The organism is Candidatus Poriferisodalis sp., assembly GCF_965219595.1.
Classification (GTDB): Bacteria; Actinomycetota; Acidimicrobiia; order Acidimicrobiales; family Poriferisodalaceae; genus Poriferisodalis.
Map to the genome: position 1 here is coordinate 3,262,428 of NZ_OZ244781.1, position 15,687 is coordinate 3,278,114.

At 67.7% G+C, this 15,687-nt stretch carries 14 protein-coding genes and 1 pseudogene; 9 read left to right on the plus strand and 6 right to left on the minus strand.

Annotated features, from left to right (window positions below; all coding sequences use genetic code 11):
- Window positions 1-22: 22 nt before the first annotated feature.
- Window positions 23-763 (minus strand): class II aldolase/adducin family protein, encoded by a 741-nt coding sequence (locus tag ACOQPE_RS14425; protein ID WP_420609584.1) that lies wholly within the window; start codon window positions 761-763, stop codon window positions 23-25.
- A gap of 105 nt (window positions 764-868) precedes the next feature.
- On the opposite strand from ACOQPE_RS14425, the gene ACOQPE_RS14430 reads away from it, so the two are divergent.
- The 3 genes from ACOQPE_RS14430 to ACOQPE_RS14440 all read left to right on the plus strand — a co-directional run bounded on the left by ACOQPE_RS14430 (window position 869) and on the right by ACOQPE_RS14440 (window position 4,280).
- Window positions 869-2,068 carry a CaiB/BaiF CoA transferase family protein gene (locus tag ACOQPE_RS14430; RefSeq protein ID WP_420609585.1) on the plus strand — a complete coding sequence of 400 codons (1,200 nt, stop codon included), beginning with the start codon at window positions 869-871 and terminating at the stop codon, window positions 2,066-2,068.
- Between the two features lie 202 nt (window positions 2,069-2,270).
- Window positions 2,271-3,014, plus strand: a complete 744-nt coding sequence (locus ACOQPE_RS14435; protein WP_420609586.1) for an SDR family oxidoreductase — start codon at window positions 2,271-2,273, stop codon at window positions 3,012-3,014.
- Between the two features lie 48 nt (window positions 3,015-3,062).
- A complete protein-coding gene (locus tag ACOQPE_RS14440; RefSeq protein ID WP_420609587.1) occupies window positions 3,063-4,280 on the plus strand; it encodes an LLM class flavin-dependent oxidoreductase in 1,218 nt (405 codons plus the stop codon).
- A 73-nt stretch (window positions 4,281-4,353) separates the two neighbouring features.
- On the opposite strand, the gene ACOQPE_RS14445 is transcribed toward ACOQPE_RS14440, so the two are convergent.
- Window positions 4,354-6,615 carry a xanthine dehydrogenase family protein molybdopterin-binding subunit gene (locus ACOQPE_RS14445; protein WP_420609588.1) on the minus strand — a complete coding sequence of 754 codons (2,262 nt, stop codon included), beginning with the start codon at window positions 6,613-6,615 and terminating at the stop codon, window positions 4,354-4,356.
- A gap of 228 nt (window positions 6,616-6,843) precedes the next feature.
- On the opposite strand from ACOQPE_RS14445, the gene ACOQPE_RS14450 reads away from it, so the two are divergent.
- The 4 genes and pseudogenes from ACOQPE_RS14450 to ACOQPE_RS14465 all read left to right on the plus strand — a co-directional run bounded on the left by ACOQPE_RS14450 (window position 6,844) and on the right by ACOQPE_RS14465 (window position 8,870).
- On the plus strand, window positions 6,844-7,029 hold the full coding sequence (locus tag ACOQPE_RS14450) for a hypothetical protein (RefSeq protein WP_420609589.1): 186 nt from the start codon (window positions 6,844-6,846) through the stop codon (window positions 7,027-7,029).
- A 12-nt stretch (window positions 7,030-7,041) separates the two neighbouring features.
- A pseudogene (locus ACOQPE_RS14455) lies at window positions 7,042-7,296 on the plus strand (redoxin domain-containing protein); the annotation flags it as partial.
- Entirely contained in the window at window positions 7,279-7,953 is a 675-nt protein-coding gene (locus ACOQPE_RS14460; RefSeq protein ID WP_420611402.1) for a protein-disulfide reductase DsbD domain-containing protein, read from the plus strand. The pseudogene ACOQPE_RS14455 and the gene ACOQPE_RS14460, both read left to right, overlap by 18 nt.
- The gene (locus ACOQPE_RS14465; protein WP_420609590.1) at window positions 7,950-8,870 is read left to right on the plus strand and encodes an aminotransferase class IV; all 921 of its coding nucleotides are present in this window, start codon (window positions 7,950-7,952) and stop codon (window positions 8,868-8,870) included. The genes ACOQPE_RS14460 and ACOQPE_RS14465 overlap by 4 nt, the downstream gene beginning before the upstream one ends.
- A 44-nt stretch (window positions 8,871-8,914) precedes the next feature.
- On the opposite strand, the gene ACOQPE_RS14470 is transcribed toward ACOQPE_RS14465, so the two are convergent.
- Genes ACOQPE_RS14470 through ACOQPE_RS14485 form a run of 4 tightly spaced genes read right to left on the minus strand, consistent with a single transcriptional unit; the run spans window position 8,915 to window position 13,558 of the window.
- Entirely contained in the window at window positions 8,915-9,940 is a 1,026-nt protein-coding gene (locus ACOQPE_RS14470) for an LLM class flavin-dependent oxidoreductase (RefSeq protein WP_420609591.1), read from the minus strand.
- A 27-nt stretch (window positions 9,941-9,967) separates the two neighbouring features.
- The gene (locus tag ACOQPE_RS14475) at window positions 9,968-10,801 is read right to left on the minus strand and encodes a phosphate/phosphite/phosphonate ABC transporter substrate-binding protein (protein ID WP_420609592.1); all 834 of its coding nucleotides are present in this window, start codon (window positions 10,799-10,801) and stop codon (window positions 9,968-9,970) included.
- 48 nt (window positions 10,802-10,849) lie between these two features.
- Window positions 10,850-13,066 (minus strand): catalase/peroxidase HPI, encoded by a 2,217-nt coding sequence (gene katG / locus ACOQPE_RS14480; RefSeq protein WP_420609593.1) that lies wholly within the window; start codon window positions 13,064-13,066, stop codon window positions 10,850-10,852.
- 51 nt (window positions 13,067-13,117) lie between these two features.
- A complete protein-coding gene (locus ACOQPE_RS14485) occupies window positions 13,118-13,558 on the minus strand; it encodes a Fur family transcriptional regulator (RefSeq protein WP_420609594.1) in 441 nt (146 codons plus the stop codon).
- Between the two features lie 174 nt (window positions 13,559-13,732).
- Here ACOQPE_RS14485 and ACOQPE_RS14490 point away from each other — a divergent pair, with 174 nt between their 5' ends.
- Both ACOQPE_RS14490 and ACOQPE_RS14495 read left to right on the plus strand, forming a co-directional pair.
- Window positions 13,733-14,347 (plus strand): dimethylsulfonioproprionate lyase family protein, encoded by a 615-nt coding sequence (locus tag ACOQPE_RS14490; RefSeq protein WP_420609595.1) that lies wholly within the window; start codon window positions 13,733-13,735, stop codon window positions 14,345-14,347.
- Between the two features lie 84 nt (window positions 14,348-14,431).
- Window positions 14,432-15,559 (plus strand): zinc-binding dehydrogenase, encoded by a 1,128-nt coding sequence (locus ACOQPE_RS14495; protein WP_420609596.1) that lies wholly within the window; start codon window positions 14,432-14,434, stop codon window positions 15,557-15,559.
- The last annotated feature ends 128 nt before the right edge of the window (window positions 15,560-15,687 follow it).

The window sequence follows — 15,687 nt, forward strand, 5'->3', positions numbered from 1 at the left end:
CGTCTCCTCCCCTGCCTATGAGCTAGTTCAGCCCATGCCCGTCGTGCTCGAGTGCAGCCACATGGTGCCCCCACAGGGTCTCACGGTTGAAAGCGCTGCCGAGGTCCGGCAACTCGGCCAGATCGGCGTCGGGAATGGCTTCGGGGGTCGCTCCCGCGGCGCGCACCCGCAGGTGGATGCGTGCCAGCGTGTCGAGCTGCAGCGACCGCAGCACGGCATCGGCGACGTCTTCGCCAGTGGTCACGACGCCATGGCCCCGCAGCACGAGCGCTGGGGCATCGCCCAGCGAGGCCACCATCTCGGCGGCAAGCACGTCATTGCGGATGAGGACCGAACGGGGGTGGACGGGTATGCCTGCGGCGGCAAGGCGAGCGGCTGGGATGTCGTAGGCACCGAAGATCGGCTCGAGCTCGATGCCGGCGAGGCTGGCCAACACGACGTCGGGCGAGTGCGCGTGGACCACGCAGGTCACATCGGGCCGGGCCGCGAGCACCGAGGTGTGGATCGGCAGTTCGCCCGGCACGGCGTAGTCCCCCGCCGGATCGTCCGTGATCTCGCCGGAGGCCAAGTCGACCTCGCGCACATCGTCAGGCGTCGTGAACCGCAGCCCAGCCTCGTGCGGACCGCGGCATCGCACCAACGCCCGGCCCCCGCCGATCCGCACGCTGATGTGCCCCAGGATGTTCTCGACCAGCCCGCGATGCGCCATCACCCGGCACCCGATGGCAACCTCCCGCCGCAGCCTGTCCAGGGCATCGCCCATACGCCGAAGCTATTGCCTAGGAACCACCCACAAGGCTCCGACCCGTACGGACAGCAAGAACATCTGATAGTCCTGCACTCCGGTTTCGCGACGTAATGGGGTGAGATGAGCACGGGCGAGAACGAAGGCGACGGAGCGACGGGGCCGCTGGCGGGAGTCCGGGTGCTGGACCTGTCGTCGGTGCTCATGGGGCCGGCAGCGACGCGCACGCTCGGCGATTTCGGCGCTGACGTCATCTTGGTGGAATCTGCCGGTGGTGACCGGAACCGGAGCATGGGCTCAGGCCCGGTCGATGGCTTCTCGGGCGTCTCGCTCAACCTGCTGCGCAACAAGCGCAGCATCGCGTTGGATCTCAAGCACGAGCGGGGCCGCCAAGCATTTCTCGACATCGTCGCCACGTGCGACGTGATGATCACCAACCTGCGCCCAGGACCGCTGCGTCGCCTCGGGTTGCACTACGAGGCCGTGCAGCAGGTTCGGCCCGACATTGTGTTCTGCCGGGCGCACGGCTACCCGTCTGCCAGCGAGCAAGCCGATGCACCTGCGTACGACGACATCATCCAGTCCGCCAGCGGCATCGGCGACCTGTTCCGCCGCATGGGCGCCGAGCCGATGCTGCTGCCCAGCCTCGTCGCCGACAAGTTCTGCGGGCTGACGATCGCCAATTCGGTGACCGCGGCGCTGTACCACCGGGCACAGACCGGCCAAGGGCAGTGCATCGAGATCCCGATGATCGATGTGATGCGCGCCTTCGTGCTCGCCGAGCACGGTGCGGGCGCCATCTCCGAGCCACCGGTGGCGAGCGCTGGGTATGCCCGCATCCTCACGCCCGAGCGCAAGCCCCAGCGCACTGCCGATGGGTGGATCAACATCCTCCCCTACGACCACGAGCACTACGTCGCGCTGTTCGAAGCCGGGGGACGGCACGATCTCGCCGCCGACGAGAGGTTCGCGACGCCCATCGAGCGCGTCACCCACAGCGACAGCCTCTACCGCGATGTCGCGTCGGTGCTGGGCCAGCGCACGACGGCCGAGTGGCTGGAGCTGTGCGAAGAAAACGGCATCCCCGCAACCGAGGCGGCGACGCTCGACGAACTCGTGTCGGATCTTCCGATCGACGAGCATCCGGTTGCGGGCCCGTACCGGGTCATCCCGCCGCCCGAGCAGTTCTCCAAGACTCCGCCCAGCGTCCGGCGAGCCGCCCCGAAGATCGGCGAGCACGGCCGGGAGATCCTCAATGAGATCGGCTACCAGGCCGAAACAATCGAAGGCCTTATCGGCGACGGCATCCTCACGACGCCTTGATTCGCCTCCAGGTTCAAGTCCGCCCGCAGGGCGCATCACGCCGGCGCGACAGGGCCAGCCACCCGGTTGCTACCCATATGGGTTGCTCTGCCAACACCGGGGTGGCTGGCCTCTGCGCCTCAACGTAACAGTCCAGCGCTGCGGTGCGACCTACCATCCGCCCAAGGTCCGGGCGGAATTCGCACAGCAGCAAGGGGCGACGATGCGGTTTGACGGCAAGCGGGTGATCGTGACCGGCGGGGCTTCGGGCTTCGGACGGGCGATCAGCGAGGGATTCGCCGAGCGCGGGGCGCGGGTGATGGTCACCGACATCGACGCTGAAGGCGCCGCCACGGTGGCCAAGGGCCTCGAGGGCGCCGAATCGTTCCGCCTCGACGTGACCGAGGAAGCGCCTCACGTCGAGCTGGCGCAGCTCATGGTGGACACGTGGGGCGGCATCGACATCGTCGCCGCCAACGCGGGTTTCGCCCACCGGATGGGCTCCACATCGGACATCCCGACCGAAGAGTTCGACCTCATGTGGGCGGTCAACACCCGCAGCGTCTACTTCGCCGCCAAGCACTTCACGCCGTACATGCCGCCAGGCAGCACGATCGTGAGCACGGCCTCGATCGGCGGCAAGCGGCCCCGGCCCGGCCTGACGCCGTACAACACGTCGAAGGCGGCCACGATCATGCTGACACGGGGTCTGGCCGAGGAGTTCGCGCCCGACATCCGCATCAACTGCGTGGCCCCGGTGGCCTCCGAGACCCGCTTCTTCGAGCGAGCGACCGGCTTGGACACGATGACCGACGAAATGAGAGCAGGCGTCGTCGAGGGCATCCCCATGGGCCGGATGTCGGACCCCGTCGATGTCGCCAACGCCGTGATGTACTTGGCCTCCGACGAGGCCGGCTTCCTCACCGGCGTCTGTCTCGACGTCGACGGGGGCCGCAGCATCAGCTAGCGCCTGCCGCCCGCTCACCCACAGCCGGGCTTCGGTAGGGTCCCCTCGGTGAAGTTCGCAGCGTTTCTCGCACCGCATCATCTGCCTGGAGAGAGCCCGGCGCTGCAGCTGCAGCGGGATCTCGACTTGGTCACCCACCTCGACCGGCTTGGGTACGACGAGTTCTGGTGCGGTGAGCATCACTCGACCGGATGGGAGACGATCGGCTCGCCCGAGATGTTCCTGGCCGCTGCGGCGGTGCGCACCGACCGCATCAAGCTGGGCACCGGGGTGACCTCGATCCCCTATCACCATCCGTTCATGGTCGCTCAGCGCATCGTCCAGCTCGACCAGATGAGCTTCGGACGGGCGATCCTCGGCACCGGGCCCGGTGCGCTGCCGTCCGACGCCCACACCCTGGGGATCGACCCGATGTTGTTGCGCGACCGCCAGGACGAGGCAATCCCGGTCATCCAGCGCCTGCTGGCGGGCGGCGAGCGCTTCACCTACGAGTGCGACTGGTTCTCGCTGTACGACGCGAAGCTGCAGATCCTGCCGTACCAGCACAAGATCCCGATGGTGACGGCGTCGATGATCAGCCCGTCGGGCATGACGCTGGCCGGCAAGCACGGCATGGGCGTGCTGTCGATCGGCTCCATGTCCACCGAAGGCCTGGCATCGCTGCCGCTGCAGTGGAGCTTCGCCGAGGAAGCCGCCGCCAAGCATGACCGTGTCGTGGATCGCGCCGACTGGCGGGTGATGTTCAACTTCCACGTGGCGCCCACCCGCGACCAGGCCCGGCGTGATGTCGAGCACGGGCTTCTGCGCTGGCACAACGACTACAACGTCGCCACGCTGCAGCGACCGGGGCTGGAGCCGCTGGCATCGACGGCAGAGGCCATCGACTTCTACGCCGACCCCGACTCCGCAGCCGGCGTCATCGGCACGCCCGACGATCTCATCGAGAACATCCTGCGAATGCAGGAGATCACCGGCGGGTTCGGCGTGATGATGGGCTTCGTCAACGATTGGGCCGAGCCCGAGGCCATGTTCCGCAGCTGGGACCTGGTGGCGCGCCACGTCATGCCTGCGGTCAACGGCCAGCTTGCCTCGATGCAGGAGTCCAACGAGTTCGTGATCGAGAACCGGGAGTACTTCGATCGGGCCGGCAAAGCGATCCTGGCGAAGATCTTCGAGAACGAGCGTGCCGCCGAAGCGCTGAAGGGCGTCGGGACGCCCAAGTCAGGCTTCACACCCAACGTGGGCGCCGCAGCCGAAGCCGACTGACTGCCAGGCGCGGACGGCATCGCCAACTGAGAACTCGAAGAGGCTCGGGAGTTGCTGGCGATCCTGACGACCGCTAGGTCCGCAGAGCGCGCCAGATCTTCTCGGGAGTCAGCGGCAGATCCAGGTGCTCGACGCCGAACGGCGCCAGCGCATCGAGCACTGCACTGTGGATGGCGGGCGTGGCCACCACCGTCCCGGACTCGCCGAGGCCCTTGACGCCGAGGGGGTTGAGCGGCGAGGGCGTCACCGTCTCATGGGACTCGAAGTGCGGCAGCTCCGCGGCTGACGGCAGGGCGTAGTCGGCAAGCCCGACCGTCATGGGAATGCCATCGTCGTCGTAGTGCATCTCCTCGTAGAGCGCGGCACCGACTGCCAGCGCCAAGCCGCCGTGCACCTGACCGTGAGCCAGCTCCGGTTGCAGGATCACGCCGGCGTCGTCGACGCTCAGCAAGCGCCGCACCTGCACTTCGCCGGTAGCAGTGTCGACTTCCACGGCGGCTACGCACGCACCGAATGAGAACGAGCCGGCGCCGCCTTCGGGCCGGAAGTGGTGGTCGACGCTGAGCTCGCCGTGACCGGCCAGGTCGGCCCAGCCGAGCGAGCGGGCCGGGGTGCCCACCACGTGGAACAACCCGCGGTCGGTATCCAGCACGACATCGTCGGGATCGGCTTCGAGCAGCTCGGCTGCGCGCTCACGGGCCGCTGCCACCAGGTCGATGGCGGCTCCGTGGGCGGCTGAGCCACCGAGCTGTGCCGAGCGGGACCCGATGGTCCCCCCGCCGATGGGCGAGCGATCGGAGTCGTCGTGGGAAATGACGATCTGGTCGACGTCGAGGCCGAGCTGCGCGGCTACGAGCGGTGCGAAGGTGGTCTCGTGCCCTTGCCCGTGGGGCGACGTGCCCACGACGACGTCGACGGTGCCGTCGTCGAGCAGCAGTGCTGTCGCCCGCTCGCCTTCGCCGCCGCCAGTGATCTCGGTAGTACAGCTCACGCCAATACCGAGCACGGTGTCGTCGTGCCCGCTTGCGCGGCGGGCGGCCTGTTCGGCCCGCAAGCCCTCGTAGTCGGCCAGCTCCGCCGCTTTGGCCAGGGCTTCGGGATAGTTGCCGCTGTCGTAGGTGGCACCCACGGCAGTGCGGTACGGGAACCTGTCGGCTGGCACAAGATTGGCAAGGCGCACCTCGAGCGGGTCACGGCCGATTGCTGCGGCAAACCGATCGACCGCCCGCTCGATGGAGCACGCAGCTTCGGGCCGGCCAGCACCCCGGAACGCCACGGTCGGCGTGGTGCTGGTAACCACCGAGGTGCCGCGCAACGTGGCGTGCGCGATGTCATACACGCCGGTGCCGCTGTTGCGGAGGTTGTTGGTGACGTTGGTGCCCATCGCCGGGTAGGCCCCGCTGTCCTGGAGTGCGTCGACGGCATAGGCCACGATGGTGCCGTCGCGGTTGCCGCCGATGCGGATGCGATGGCGCGACGCCCGCCCGTGGCCCATCGCAAGGGAGGCCTCTGAGCGGGTCTGCGCCCAGCGGATCGGTCGGCCCAGCTTGCGGGCCGCCCACGCCACAGCGACATCCTCGGGGTAGCAGCCCCAGCCGCCTTTGGCGCCGAAGCCGCCGCCGACATCAGGCGAGATGGCTCGCACCGTGCCCGGTTCGAGGCCCAGCAACGTCTCGATGACGTGCTTCGCCCCGGCCGGTCGCTGCGAGCACACCCACGCCGTGCAGCGCCCGCCGGGACCCCAGGCCGAAGCGCCAGCCAGTGGCTCGATGGGGTGCGGGCCGAGCCGCGGATGGGCCAGATCGAATTCGACCGTCACGTCGCAGCCATCCCACACCTCATCAGGGACCGGGTCGAGCTCCCAAGCCAGAGCGACGTTCGTGCCGGCATGCTCGTGCAGCAGCGTCTCGCCAGCGAGGCTGGCATCAAGGTCCACGACCGGCTGCAGCGGCTCATAGTCGACGATCACAAGCTCGGCGGCGTCGGTCGCCGCCGCACGGGTCTCGGCGATCACCATAGCGATGGGCTCACCGACGAAGCGGACTGTGTCGTAGGCCATGAGCGGTCGCCACAGGTCGCGGTTCATCGACGGCAGCCGCGGCGGGAACGGCCAGCCGTCCACCTCCGGCCCGAGATACACGGCGATCACGCCATCGGCCTGTCGGGCGTCGGTCACATCTACCGAGGCGAGACGTGCATGGGCTTCAGCCGACCGCACGAACACGGCGTGCGCTGCACCGTCTAGCTCGGGGATGTCCAGCCCGTCGATGTAGGTGCTCTGTCCGCGCAGCAACGGCTCGTCTTCCCGCCGTCCCGCGAATGGTGTGTCGGCCACCGCCGCAACGTAGCTCCCCAACCCCCTAGTGACCGCAACGCTCCGGAGGGCAACCGCCGCTATCGGAGCGAGCCACCCGAATCGGGAACACCGCAGTTCGGCATGCAATGATCGACGGCGCACATCGGCACCGCACGTCGACGGATCGGAGCAAGTGATGGGGATCGAACTCGACACCAGGGGCGGCCCGACAGGCGGGCCGTACTACGAAGACTTCGAGGCTTCAACATGCCTGAGCCGCCAGGCCACGGGAGTCGGCGGATCCCGCGTGGAGATTTTCCCACCGGTCCTGAGGTCGGCACCCGATTGCCCGACATCGTGGCGACTGACCAGGCCGGCCGCTTGGTCGATGTGCACGCCGACCGGGCAGGGCAGCCTGCCGTGGTGGTCTTCTACCGCTCGGCTGTGTGGTGACCGCCGTGCCGCACCCAGCTGGTCGAGCTGGAACGAGGCATGGATGCCTACCGGGCAGCGGGCGTCCGGCTGTATGCGCTGAGCTATGACGAACCCGATGCGCTGGCTGACTACGCGGAGGCTCACAACACCACGTTCACGCTGTTGTCGGACCCCGACAGCGAGGTGATCACGTCGTTCGGGATCGTCAACACGCTGATCCCGCCTGATGACCACCCGTGGTACGGCCTGCCGTTCCCTGGGTCGTACGTGATCGACGCAGACGGCACCATCGTGGCGAAGTTCTTCGAGCACAACTTCGCAATTCGTTCCGGTCCTGAGCAGCTGCTCGCAGCCGCGCTGGGCCAGGAGTTCGAGGTGCCTGCACCGGGTGGCAGCCAACCGGCCGACCGGGTCTCCGTGGATGTGCGGATCGACGGCGATCGGCTGCCGATGGGCGTGACCCGCCAGATCGTTGCCACGTTCCGGGTTCCCCAAGGTCAGCACCTGTACGGCGAGCCTGTACCCGACGGCTTGGTGGCCGCAGCAATCGAGCTCGACGACAACGACGGGATCCTGTCCTATGAGCCAGTGACGCCGCCGACCGGGTCGCTCACGCTGTCCGGTTCGGGCGACACGCTTGCCGTGTACGAGGGCGATGTCGTCCTGCGGCTGCCTGTTGCACAGAACGCACGCAACATGCAGAAGGACGACGACGGACGCTTCGTCACCATCAGCGGTCAGGTCCGCTGGCAGGCCTGCGACGACGTCGAGTGCTTCCTTCCCGAGTCGATGCCGTTCAGCTTCCGGGTTGAGGCCGGCTTCCCGGTGCTCGGCGACATGGGCCCGGGCGTCGGCCGGATGCCGGCAATGAACGGCGCGCAGCACTTCCAACGTCTGATCGACCGCCGTGCCGGTACCGAGTCCAGGGACGAAGACCAGTGACCGAACCCACCGCCGCCGCCGACAACCCCTACCGCCGGGGCTGCGCTTGGGTTGATGGTGAGTACGTGCCGGTCGGCGAGGCCAAGATCTCGCTGCTCGACGCCGGTTTCAGCCGTTCGGACGTCACCTATGACGTGGTTGCCGTGTGGGACGAGAAGTTCTTCCGCCTCGACGCACACCTCGACCGGTTCGAGCGGAGCATGAAACACCTCCACATGAACCTCGGCCTCGACCGTGCCGCGATCTCAGAGATCCTTCACGAATGCGTCCGGCGGTCGGGGCTGCGCGAGTCGTACGTCGAGATGATCGCGACGAGGGGCCGCCCGGGCCGGGGAGCCCGCGACCCGTGGACGTTCCAGAACCAGTTCTACGCCTACGCCATCCCCTACATCTGGATCGTCGAACCCGACAAGCAGGAGGCCGGGTCGCACCTGATCATCGCCCGGGACACTGTGCGCATTCCTGAGGCCTCAGTCGATCCGACGGTCAAGAATTTCCACTGGGGAGACCTGACCCGTGGCGCCTTCGAAGCCCGTGAACGAGGTGGCAGCACGGTGGTGCTGCCCGACCTCGACGGCAACCTCACCGAGGGACCCGGGTTCAACATCTTCCTCGTGGTCGATGGCGAACTCCGCACGCCCGATGCCGGTGTGCTGGAGGGCATCACCCGACGGACCGTCCTCGATTTGGCCGCAGAGCAGGGACTGACCGCCCATGTGGCCCCGGTACCGGTCGCCGATGTCGGCCAGGCCGACGAGGCGTTCATGACCAGTACAGCGGGCGGGGTCATGCCAGTTACGTCAATTGATGGTCAGCCACTGGGCGACGGCACCCCCGGCCCGATCACGATGATGCTGCGGCAGGCCTACTGGGACGCACACGACGACCCTCGCTGGACAACGCCAATCGACTACTGAGTTGCCCGTGCGGCCCGTGATCGACGGAACCGGCGGTAGCTCTCTCAGTCGCTGGCGAGCGAGACCACCTCGAATAGCGACTCGTAGCCGGCGAGCCCTGGCCGGTCGGTGCGCTGAGGCACCCGGAACAGGATGATCTCAGCGGTCAGACCGCTGTAGCCGGCGATGCGGCTGGCGCACTGGGCGGGCGTCCCGGTGACGGTCATGGTGTCGACGACCTCGTCGGGCACCAGGCCGATTGCCTCACGCATCTGGCCTTCGGGCATCAGCCGGGTTGCGGCGTCGGCAAACTCGGAGAAGCCGAGCTGGCGCAACTGCGAGTCGTAGTACGGGTGCGGCACGGGGTGGAACAACCCGCAGATGGTCGCCTTGGCGGCATTGCGGGCCAGCTCTTCGTCGTCGTTGACGCTCAGGAATGACCCCATCAGGAAACCGACGCCGTGGGGGTCTCGGCCCGCCTCGCCGGCGGCCTGCTGCGCCGCTGGGCGGACGATGTCACGCATGAATTCGACCGACGACATCACGCCGACGCCGACCCCGTCGGCCACCTCGCCTGCCAGGCGGACCATCTTTGGCCCCGACGCCGACAGGTACACGGGGATCGACGGCCGCGTCGGCTCCCAGCTCGCCCGCCAGCGGATCCGGTGGTGCTCGCCCTCGTAGCGCACCGGCTCTCCCGCTCGGCCGGCCACCGCGCAGCGCACGATCTCGATGTAGTCGCGCAGCTTGCCGAGGGGCCGGAAGTCGTCCACGCCCATGTACCACTCGTTGAAGTGGCGGTTGCCAGTGCCCAGCCCGAGCGTGAAGCGTCCACCGCTCATCTCATCGAGGTCTCGGGCGGCGATCGCTGTGAGCCACGGTTCCCGGGCATACGCATTGGCGATGTACGTGCCGACGGTTACCCGCTCGGTCGCCGCGATCACGGCAGCGGCGGAGACGAACGCACTGCGCCCCGCCTCGACCGTGTACATCGAATCCATCCCCGCGGCCTCGCCCTCACGGGCCAGCTCCACAAAGTCGGCCATCGTGTCCTCAAAGCCAAGCAGCAGTCCGAGCGCGGGTTTCGACATGTCAGATGCCTTTCCTTTTGGGGAGATCTAGAAGATCTTGCCGACGAGGTCGGCGTCCTCGACGGCAGTCATGAGGTCGGTCCAACCGTCGTCGGTGGCACGCACCCATTTGGTGAGGTGCTCCATGCGCATCATCTCGGCAATGTCAGGGTCGTCGGAGTCCATTGCCACGAGCAGCTCGGTGAACCGTTCGCTGGTCTCATCGCTCAGGTGAGGACTGGACGTGAAGGCGCAATGGCAGTACGGGCGGGTGCGCCACACCTCGACGATGTCTTCGGGGGCCAGCTCGTGGCGGCGCAGCAGGTAGCCGAGCCATGGCTCGAAGATCACTCCAGCGTCGGCACGGCCGTCCAGGACGGCCCCGAAGATCGTCCGGTCATCCACCCACATCTGCAGGTTGGAGTACTCGGTGGGCTCGAGCTCGACGAGTTCGCAGTCCGACTTGATGTCGAAGTCGTCCTCGGCGAGCTGGGCTGCCGGCAGCAGGAACAGCTCGCTGGAGATGTCGACCCCCAATGCCAGCCGCCGCCCGCGCAGGTCGTCGAGATCGGCGATGGCGGCATCCGGCCGGGCAACGATGAGCGAGCGGACGTCCTCGTCGGTGTCTCGCATCGCCAACGTCCGGCAGGTTCCCGGGGCCTGCAGCAGCAGCTGGGCGTGCGCCATCGGGGCGTTCCATGCAATGTCGACGTGGCCGTCGAGCACGGCACCGCACAGCGCGTCGTAGGTGGAATACAGCGCGTACTCGGTTTCGAGGCCGGCCTCGTTGAAGTACTTGCGGATGGCGTTCCAGATGAAGACGGCTCGCTTCGGATCGGCCGCCGTGGCACCGATCATGAGCGGTCGCGGGCGTTGGGTCATGGGATCATCCCCCGCCGCCCAACGTAGTGCCGCGCCCAGCGGCGTGACTCAGTTCAGGTCGAACCGGTCGAGGTCCATGACCTTGGCCCAGGCCGTCACGAAATCGGCCACGAACTTGGCCTCGGCGTCGTCACTGCCGTAGACCTCGGCGATCGCCCGCAGCTGCGAGTTGGACCCGAACACGAGGTCGACTGCGCTGGCTGTCCACTTAATGTCGCCGGAGGCACGGTCACGGCCTTCGTAGGTGTGCTCGGTGTCGGACACCTGCCACTCGGTAGCCATGTCCAGCAGGTTCACGAAGAAGTCGTTGGTCAGCGCTCCGGCACGGTCGGTGAGCACGCCCAGCGACGAGCCGCCGGTGTTTGCACCCAGCACTCGCAGGCCGCCGACCAGCACCGACATCTCCGGCGCCGTCAGCGACAGCAGGCTCGACCGGTCCACCAGCATCACCTCGGGGCGGCGCTTGTCGTCGGCCCGCCAGTAGTTGCGGAAGCCGTCAGCGGTGGGCTCGAGCACGGCGAACGACTCGGCATCGGTCTGGTCGGCCGAGGCGTCGGTGCGTCCCGGCGAGAACGGAACCACGACATCGTGGCCAGCGGTGCGAGCGGCCTGTTCGACCCCGGCGCACCCGCCGAGGACGATCAGGTCGGCCATCGACACTCGCTTGCCACCATCCGGGGCGCTGTTGAATGCCGCCTGGACTCCTTCGAGCGCTGTGAGCACCGCTGCCAGCTCTGCCGGGTCGTTGGCCTCCCAGCCGTTCTGCGGAGCAAGCCGGATGCGTGCGCCGTTCGCGCCGCCTCGCAGGTCGCTGTCGCGGAACGTCGAAGCCGAGGCCCACGCCGCCTTCACCAGCTCTGACACCGACAAGCCCGACTCGAGGATCGCGGTCTTGAGCGCTGCGATGTCGGCGTCGTCGACCAGCTCGTGGTCGACGGCGGGGACTGGGTCCTGCCAGATCAGCTGCTCATCGGGGACTTCCGGTCCGAGGTAGCGCGAGACGGGTCCCATGTCGCGATGGGTGAGCTTGAACCACGCCCGGGCGAATGCGTCCGCGAACTCGTCGGGGTTCTCGAGGAACCGCCGCGAGATCGGCTCGTAGATCGGATCCATCCGCAGCGACAGGTCGGTGGTGAGCATCACCGGCGCATGGCGCTTCGACGGATCGTGTGCGTCGGGCACCGTGCCGGCCGCAGCCGGATCGGTCGGCACCCACTGGTGAGCACCGGCGGGGCTCTGGGACAGCTCCCACTCGTAGCCGAACAGCACCTCGAAGAACGAGTTGTCCCAGGCCACCGGCGTGGGCGTCCAGATGCCTTCGAGGCCGCTGGTGATCGCGTCGCCCGCCTTGCCGCTGCCGAACGTGCCCGTCCAGCCCAGGCCCTGCTCTTCTAGGGCAGCGCCCTCGGGCTCGGGGCCGACATGGGCATCGCCGTCGGCAGCGCCATGGGTCTTGCCGAAGGTATGGCCGCCGGCGATCAGCGCAACCGTTTCCTCGTCGTTCATGGCCATGCGGGCGAACGTCTCGCGAATGTCCCGGGCCGCGGCCAGCGGGTCAGGCGTGCCGTTCGGCCCTTCAGGGTTCACGTAGATCAGGCCCATTTGCACGGCGCCGAGGGGGTTCGCCAGATCCCGGTCGCCGCTGTAGCGCTCGTCGTCGAGCCAGACATTCTCGGGACCCCAGTAGATGTCCTCCTCGGGCTCCCACACGTCCTCCCGGCCGCCGCCGAAGCCGAAGGTCTCGAAGCCCATCGACTCCAGCGCCACGTTGCCGGCCAAGATCATCAGGTCGGCCCAAGAGATCTTGCGCCCGTACTTCTGCTTGACCGGCCACAGCAGCCGGCGAGCCTTGTCGAGGTTGGCGTTGTCTGGCCAGCTGTTGAGCGGTGCGAAGCGGTGCGTGCCCGAGCCGCCGCCCCCCCGGCCGTCGTGGATGCGGTAGGTGCCTGCGCTGTGCCATGCCATGCGGATGATGAGCGGCCCGTAGTGGCCGAAGTCGGCCGGCCACCAGTCCTGCGAGGTGGTCATGACCTCGGCGAGGTCGGCCTTGACGGCGGCGAGGTCGAGGCTCTCGAACTCGGCGGCGTAGTCGTACTGCTCGTCGGTGGGGTCGATCAGCGGCGAGTTCTTGCCCAGCGGCCGCAGGTTCAGCTGCTCGGGCCACCATTGCTGGTTGGCGAGCGAGCCCATGTTTGCCTGGTCGTGAAGCACTGGGCATCCGCCGGCGGCGGATGTCGCTGCGTCAGCGGTGCTGGTATCAGTCATTTCTGCTCCTTGATGGTTGTGGATTGGATCGGTGGATGGGAAGTGCGGCCGTCATGGCGAGCTCTCGGCGACGGCAGGCGCTGCCTGGCAGACCGGGCAGATGCCCCAATAGATGACTTCGGCCTCGTCGATCGTGAATCCGTGGTCTTCGGCGGCCTCGAGGCACGGCCGGTACCCCACGGCACAGTCCACGTCGACCATCCGGCCGCAGCCCCGGCACACCAGGTGGTGATGGTTGTCGTCGACCCGGTCCTCGTATCGGGCTGCCGACCGTGCCGGCTGGATGCGCCGGATCAGACCTTCTTCGGTCAACATGGCCAAAGCGTCGAATACTGCCTGTCTGGATACAGACCCGATACTGGCACGCACATCGTCGACCAGATCGTCAGCAGTTGCGTGCGGCCGGCCGCCGACTGCGTCGAACACCGCCAACCGCTGCGCGGTCACCTGGATCCCACGCTCCCGCAGCATCTGCACGGTGTCCTGAGGCATGCGGCGACTATATCAAATTCTGGACTATATCCAAAACCAGCACAGAACAAAAATCGCCCAGCCGCCAGCGAGCGCGCCTTGGGCCCACTGACCGCCACTACCCCCTCGACCGAGGGCGGAACCGGCGAAGCCGTATGCGCACTGCTGCCTGGTTGCGGCTGGGACAATTGCGGTGTGGCGGGTGTCATTGATGGGCTGCTGCGGCGAATTGCAGAGTTTCACCGCAGCCGTGCGGTTGTCCCCGAGTACCCGATGGTTGCTGCGGTGCTTGATGCGCTCGACGAGGTCCGCAGTCCGGCCTTGGTCGAAGCTCGCTACTTGCCGGTGCTGCGGCACCTCGACGCCGTCCAGCTCTGTGGCGACGGCGCTGTTGATGCCGTGCTCGAGGAGTTCCTCGCTCTCGCGCCGGCGCTGCCGTGGATCCAGACCGCTGGCTATCGGGACGTGCTGAGCCAGGACTTCCACGACAACTACGGCTACGTGCAGCTCATCGGCCCGACATCAATTGTCGAGCACCGTTCGGTGAGGGTCGGCATCGGCGTCTGGGGACCGAACCTGCACTACCCCAGCCACCACCATGAGGCCGAAGAGCTGTACCACGTGTTGGCCGGCGAGCCGACGTTCACCAGCGGCGACGGCGTGCCCCGAACGGCCGGGCCCGGTGGCGCCGTGCATCATGCACCGTGGCAACCGCACCAGCAGGACTTCGGCGCGACGCCGACGGTGCTGCTCTACTGCTGGACCGGCGAAGTGGTGACTGACGCCGCGCTCGTCGATGGCGATTGCTGACCGCACGCGTCCTTGTCAGCGTCCGGCGCGCCAACGTGTCGGCCGGTCATTCGGGCTGGGACGGCTCCGGCAAGCTGGAGGGGCATGAAGATCAGGGCGGTGGTGCTGGACGCCGTCGGCGGGCCGGTGCGGGTCGACACGCTGGATCTGGCTGAGCCGCGGGAAGGCGAGGTATTGATCCGGATGCGAGCCGCCGGCGTATGCCACAGCGATCAGCACGTCATCACCGGCCGCCACAGCGCGGACCTGCCGTGTGTGCTCGGGCACGAAGGCGCAGGCGAAGTGGCGGCGGTAGGGGCCGGCGTCGAGACGGTGCGCGCCGGCAACCGGGTGGCGCTCAACTGGCTCCCGAGCTGCAAGGCGTGCTTCTACTGCAGCCGTGGCCAGGAGCATCTCTGCCGTGAGGTCGTCGGCAGCCTCTGGCCGGGCTTCATGACCGACGGCAGCAGCCGGCTGTCACGCAACGGCGAGATGATCCGCCACTACTCGGGTGTCTCGACCTGGGCTGAGTACATGGTCGTTGCCCAAGAGTGCTGTGTGACGCTCCACGACGACGTGCCGTTCGAGGTTGCCGCGCTCATCGGCTGCGCGGTGGCAACCGGCGTCGGGGCCGCTCGGTACCGGGGCGACGTCGGACCGGGCGACCGTGTAGCAGTCGTGGGCGCAGGCGGTGTGGGGCTCAGCGTGATTATGGGCGCGGCGCTGGCAGGAGCCGAACGGATCATCGCCGTGGATCGGGAAGCGACCAAACGCGACTTGGCGGCCTCGCTCGGTGCCACGGATTTCGTCGAGGCGAACGAAGGGGCTGACGGGGACGCCATCGGCCATTCCATCGACCGGGTGCTCGAGTTGACTGGCGGCCGTGGCGCAGATGTCGTGTTCGAGGCCATCGGCAATACCCGGCTCCAGCAGGAGTGGATCCGTGGCGTGCGGCCGGGCGGCGCGCTCGTCCTCGTGGGAATACCGGGCAACGACGAAACGACACCGTTCAACAGTGCCGAGCTGTCCCGCCAGAGCAAGACCGTCAAGGGCAGCTACTACGCCGAGACCGACGCAGGACGCTCCATTGACGATCTGTGCGGCGCCTACCTCGAGGGCCGGCTTCCCGTCGATCGCCTGATCTCGGGGCGCTACTGCATCGACGACGTGCAGCACGCCATCGACGCAATGCTCAGCGGCAGCGACGGCCGAACCGTCATTACCTTCGACTGACCGGTGCGTCAGTCCGGAACGCGGCGCGGTACCGGCGGGGCGTGGTGCCGATCCGAACGGCGAGAGTCACTCGGCAGATGCAGGTCGCGGCAACCAATGCCTCCTAGATTGCCGACCGGCAATCGACA